The organism is Haloferax profundi, from assembly GCF_001469865.1.
Lineage (GTDB): Archaea > Halobacteriota > Halobacteria > Halobacteriales > Haloferacaceae > Haloferax > Haloferax profundi.
Map to the genome: position 1 here is coordinate 1 of NZ_LOPV01000599.1, position 5,700 is coordinate 5,700.

Here is a 5,700-nt window from a genome sequence, read left to right on the forward strand (position 1 = left end):
CACAAAGCGGTTCCTCGTAGTCTGCATGGCCCTGATGCTCGTCCTCCCGACAGGGATGACTGGCGCCCTCGCGCAACACGACGGGGAGTCAGTCTACTCCATCGAGCAGGGAGGGATGTGTTACACCGCCGAAGCTCTCGGAGATGGGACCACATCCGTCGAGTCGTTCTACGACTACCGAAGCAACGAGACATCTCCATCCGGGATTTACTCGTCGTACGGGACGGGCTACCTCCAAGAGAACCAAGTGAGTAGTATCTTCTTCTACCACGGTTCGCAGGGGGTCAGCCTCGTCTTCCTCCACGACGAACTCGGTGATGCGCCATACGGTGGGACAGCGACGTTCACTATCCAAGGGCTGCCAGCAGGCGACGGTTGGGTCGTCCAAGACGACTACTACGACGATGGAAACCAAGACGACGACTGGGAACTCTCGGGCTCGTCTGCGAAAATCGACTGGAAGTGGGCAGGAGGTCGAAACGACGGTGGGGCATACCGCGGGTTCGAAAACCTCCAGTCGGGTGATGCCGTCTCGATTACGCCAGCATTCAACGAAGACGCAGACCACTGGGGCGACTGGCCATGGACCGAAGGGAACAACCGAACCAGCGAGTTCCGACTCATCTACGCCGATGGCACTACTGAGTCCCTCGACCTGAGCGAACAAGTCACGATATCCGCAGGACCATGTGAGGAACCGACGCCGACGCCGACGCCAACTCCGACGCCGACGCCGACGCCAACTCCGACGCCGACACCAACCCCAACGCCGACACCAGAACCAACGCCGACTCCGACCCCGACTCCGACCCCGACGCCAACGCCAACGCCAACACCAGAACCAACGCCGACGCCTACGGCGACTCCGACCCCAACTCCGACGCCGACGCCGACGCCGACCCCAACTCCAACCCCAACGCCAACGCCAACACCAGAACCAACGCCGACGCCAACGCCAACACCAGAACCAACGCCGACGCCGACCCCAACTCCAACCCCGACACCTACGGCGACCCCAACGCCGACCCCGACCCCAACTCCAACCCCAACGCCAACACCAACTCCAACCCCGACACCAACGCCAACTCCAACGCCAACGGCGACCCCGACACCAACGCCTACGGCGACCCCAACTCCAACCCCAGAACCAACACCAGAACCGACGTCAACTCCAACGCCAACGCCAACACCAACTCCAACGCCAACGCCGACATCGACCCCGACGTCCACACCAAGCCGTAGCAGCGGTGGTGGTGGCGGTGGTGGTGGCGGCGGTGGCGGTGGCGGTGGCGGCGGAAGTAGCAGCGGAAGCTCTGGCTCGTACGAACCGTCAGCGAAGACCAGGGCGACAGAAGTAACCGAGACGCACGTGCAGTACGAGATATACGGTGCCAGAGAGGGCGTCCCAATCGAGTTCCGACCACCAGCCACGATGGCGGGTGAATCCGGTGCAGAGCTCAGTGAAATCACGGTTACGCTGAACCGGTCTGCAAGTCGGTTCAAGATGGACGTGAGGAGCTTCACCGAGAAGCCCAGAGACGTCGACGAAATCGACGACGCTGACGATACTCTGCTGTATCTCGATATCGAAGGAGACGAAACGATGGATGATGGTATCGAAAAAGCGACAGTGGAATTCTCGGTTCTGAAAGAGGACCTCGAAACCAGAGGAACAACCGCCGAGAACGTTGCCCTCTATCGGTACCACAACGGTACGTGGGAGAAACTCGACACTCGGGTCACTCGAGAGAGTGGCGACCGATACGTACTGAAGGCAACGACACCTGGAACGTCGTACTTCGCAGTCGGCGTCCAGCAACCGGTTGCCACTATCTCGAACATCACACCGTCGAGAACCGCAGTGGTCGACGAGACGACGAACCTCAGTGCCGAAGTTACCAACACAGGTCGCATCGACGGGAATATCACAGTCGACCTGACCGTCGATGGGACAGTCGTGTCTAACCAGACGGTGTCGATACCGTCCGGTGAGACGGAAACCGTCGCGTTCGACTACCGGTTCGACAGGACCGGAACGTACCTCGTCACCATCGGCGGCGAGAGTCGAGAACTCCTCGTGGAAGAACCACGAACGGCAGTCGGCCTCGCAGATGTCAAGGCAGATGCGACCACCATCGCACCGGGTGAAAGCGTCACACTCATCGCGACTGTCACCAACACCGGGAACCAAGATGGAGCGGTCACCCTCACCTACGAGGCGTTCGGGACCGTCATCGAACAGCGGAATGTCTCTATCTCTGGTGGTCAGACAGAAGTCGTCACGTTCGAACAGACCATCGAGTCACCCGGTGAGTACACTCTCAAAGTGAACGACCAGGTCATAACCGTGACCGTCGAAGAAGGAAAATCGAAGTTCGGAACCTCGGTGACCGAACGACCCGACCAATCTGGGCCAGGTCAGACTGGCGGGCTAAACTACGGCCTCATGGCTATCGTGTGGATTGCAGTGATCGCCATCATCGCTGCCATCGGTATCCGCGCACGCTCAGAGTAGCCGGGACTTTCCGCAGGGTGTTCTCACCCGAGGGTCAACAACTGCCGTCTTCCAGCGGCACTTCAATTCGCGTCGTGTTCAGTCACAGGCTCCGAGACTTGTTAATTCGTGTATTAACCGTCTCCAGAATCGCCTGGTAGATCGGAACCTGTTCACTCGGGGCCACGTCGAGGTACTGCTCGAACAGTTCTCGGTCTATCGTGCGGCGGTCGGAGACGACTGCGTCTATGTCGAACTGCTCGGCCGTGGTGGCACCGAGTTCGTCGTGCATCGAACCCATGGGCCGGTTGGCCATCCGACGGAAAGCACCACGGATGGTCTCCAGACTCGATTTCGAAAGTTTCGCTGGGTCGACGACGGGAATCTGCTGGAGGGTCCTCCCGGTGACGTCGAGGACACCTAACCCGAGTCCAGTGCTCGCCAGTACCTCTGTGAAGAGCGCTGTTGGTGAGAAGTTCAACAGTGCCGCCAACTCTTCGGGAGTCACGTCGGCAGCGTCGTGAGGGGCGAGTCGATAGAACCGGTGGGTCACCGTCCGGTTCGGGTTGTAGGCGACGAAGTGCCGGTCGTGCTGCCGATTCGGCCAGACGACGGTGGTATTCGTCTCGCCCCGTGTTCCAATCTCCCACCATTCGCGTTTCCCCCGCCGACCCGACGCAGTGTGATACGCCCCCCGGCGTTCGCCCCACGCGACGTACCGCTGAACGTGCGTGTCCGAGAGGTCCGTTCCCATCGGAATCGAAACGAGATAGCTCTCGAACTCGTCGTTCGAGAGGTCGACGTGGGTGACCTGCCGGGGTGATTCGACGAACGGGACGACGAACGCTGACTCGACGGTGAACGTCTCGTCTGTCTCTCGGTTTCGAATCGTCACGTGTCGGTCAGTCTGTGGGTCACCTTCTTCGAGTGTGACGAAAAAGAACCCATCTGCACCCCCAGTGTTCAGATACGAACCGACCGAGGCAATCGACGACAGCGGCGTGAAGATATCTGCACCTGCTTCTAGGACGTCGAAGTACGCCGACGGAGCACGGAGAAATCGTCCCCACGAGGTCCCCGTGTAGGTTCCACCCGGACAGACAGGTGTGGACGTGCGGGACGTTCCTGTTCCTCGCTCTCGACGGGGCTGTGTGGTTCCTCCACCAAGTCGCCAGAGTGCAGGTTCGTCGAGCCGAACGACACGGATAGCATCGAGTCGGCGAATACGTCCCCGTTCGCTTCCAAGTGCAAACTCGTCTGTCCCCTCGTCTTCCGAACTGTCGACGAGGATATCGGCCATCGTTGGTGGAGAGACCACACGTTCGTACGGGTCACTCAGTGCAACGAATTTGACCTCGCCAGCCAGTGACCGCTCTGACGTTCTGTTCGCGACTGTGAGGACGGTATTGACACTCGCTCTCTCGAAGCTTCGTCTCTTCCGATTGTCGACGATACACTCGATATCGGTGAGTTCGAGTAACCCTTGTTGGAGTCGTTTTCCGTACGCGGTGTCCAGCCACGTGTTCGACGTGAGGAACATCAACGTCCCTCCGTCACGCAGCAAGTCGATTGCTCTGAAGAAGAAGTAGAGGTACAGATCACTGCTTCGGTACGGTTTGATTCCGAACGTCTCCTGCACGTAGGTCACGAGGGCAGTCTTGTACGCCGCCTTACTCGAACGAACGTCGGCAGGGGGACTCTGGTCTGAGACTGTCTGTGGGTGGTTCTGTTGGGCGATGTGCTGATGGTCGACATACGGTGGGTTCGTTATCACGACATCGAACCCATCTTCCTGTGCAGCATCGAGGCCGTCTCCCTCCCGACCAACGACGCTGTCTCCTGTGTAGAGGTTGAACGAGAAGTCAAGGAGTTCGAATTCCTCAGGAGGGATTTCGGGTTCGGTTTCGACGACCCACAGCCACAATCGGAACGCCGCGACCCGTACGGCCCACGGTTTGATATCGGCACCGTAGAGGGCCTCGTCGAGAATCCGAGATTTCAGCTCGGCGTCGACGGTCAGACCCACTTTCTCGAAGAGTTCGGTCAGTACCTGTCCCATCCCGACGAGGAACGCACCGCTCCCACACGCAGGGTCGACGATACGGAGATTCCGAAGAACTGCTTCGAGTTCGTCGTCGATGTCGATTTTCGTCCGGTCCCACCCGCTCGGCGTACTGAAGAGAAACTCGACGAGTGCCCGCTTACGTGCAGTATCGGGACGTTCTATCTGGTCACAGAACTGCTCGTAGAGGGCTAACCGGCACATCAAGTCGACTTCGGCACGCGGTGTGTAGAAGATGCCCGCCTCGTCGCGGTCTTCCTCGGCGACGAACGATTCGTATATCTTCCCGAGCATCGAGGGGTCGACTGCGACGTCGACGTCGTACGAACTCTCTTCGGAGATGGTGTAGGTATACCGTTCGAGAAAGTCACAGATGACCGAGGTCAGCGCAGAGTCGGAGAAGTACCACTCACTCCGGTCGGCATCTGTTGGCTCGAAGAGTCCGTCGTTCAAAGGTGGACATTCGGTGCGGGCCGCCTCGACTTCGTCCGGGAGGGACGTGAATGGGGACGTACCTTCCGGATGGTCCGATTCAGAAAAGAACAGGGCCGAGAGCCACGTTTCGTGAAACTGCTCGTCTTCGCCAGACGCCCGATACCTGTCGTGGAACCAGCGAACGAAGTCCGTTCGGCCACCAGTCCACCCTCGTCGTTGCAGGTAGTAGAAGCACAGCAATCGGGTGAGTGTCACGTGGGCGTACTGGTGGACGTCTTTGGTATCGACGCCGCTCTCACGAAGGTCGTCCGAGAGTCTCTCGAACGCCCACTTGTAGTCGTCGTAGAATTCCTCGGTGAGCGTGTCGACCTGAAATGCCTCGTCGATACGGTCAGCGAGTTGCCCATCGTGTGCTCCGATTTTCGCAAGTGCATCCGAGACGTGGCGATGCGTCTGACCTGCTCCGAGTGTATAGCGTCGAAGAACTGGGCGGCCAGTTCTGCCGTCGTCGACACCCGTCCGGAAGGGTGTGACGAGATGCCAAGCGGTGCTATCGGGAGCGTGAAAGACAGCGAGGAACGTGTCTTCGGTAGCCCAGTCCGTGCCAAGACGAGCGTGTGTGAGACACTGAACGAAGTCTCGTTCTGCAGTGCGAGTTAGCTCCGAGAGTTCGACGTAGAGAACACGAAAGTCGCCCGCCCGTGCGAGT

The 5,700-nt window shown here is 59.3% G+C and carries 2 protein-coding genes; one reads left to right on the top strand and one right to left on the bottom strand.

Annotated features, from left to right (window positions below; translation table 11 throughout):
* Positions 1-2,515, top strand: a 2,515-nt coding sequence (locus AUR66_RS17485) for a PGF-pre-PGF domain-containing protein (RefSeq protein WP_157533210.1), incomplete at its 5' end; no start/stop codon positions are given.
* A gap of 82 nt (positions 2,516-2,597) precedes the next feature.
* Here the strand turns inward: AUR66_RS17485 and AUR66_RS17490 are convergent.
* On the bottom strand, positions 2,598-5,700 hold a 3,103-nt coding region (locus AUR66_RS17490; RefSeq protein WP_058573447.1), incomplete at its 5' end, for an HsdM family class I SAM-dependent methyltransferase.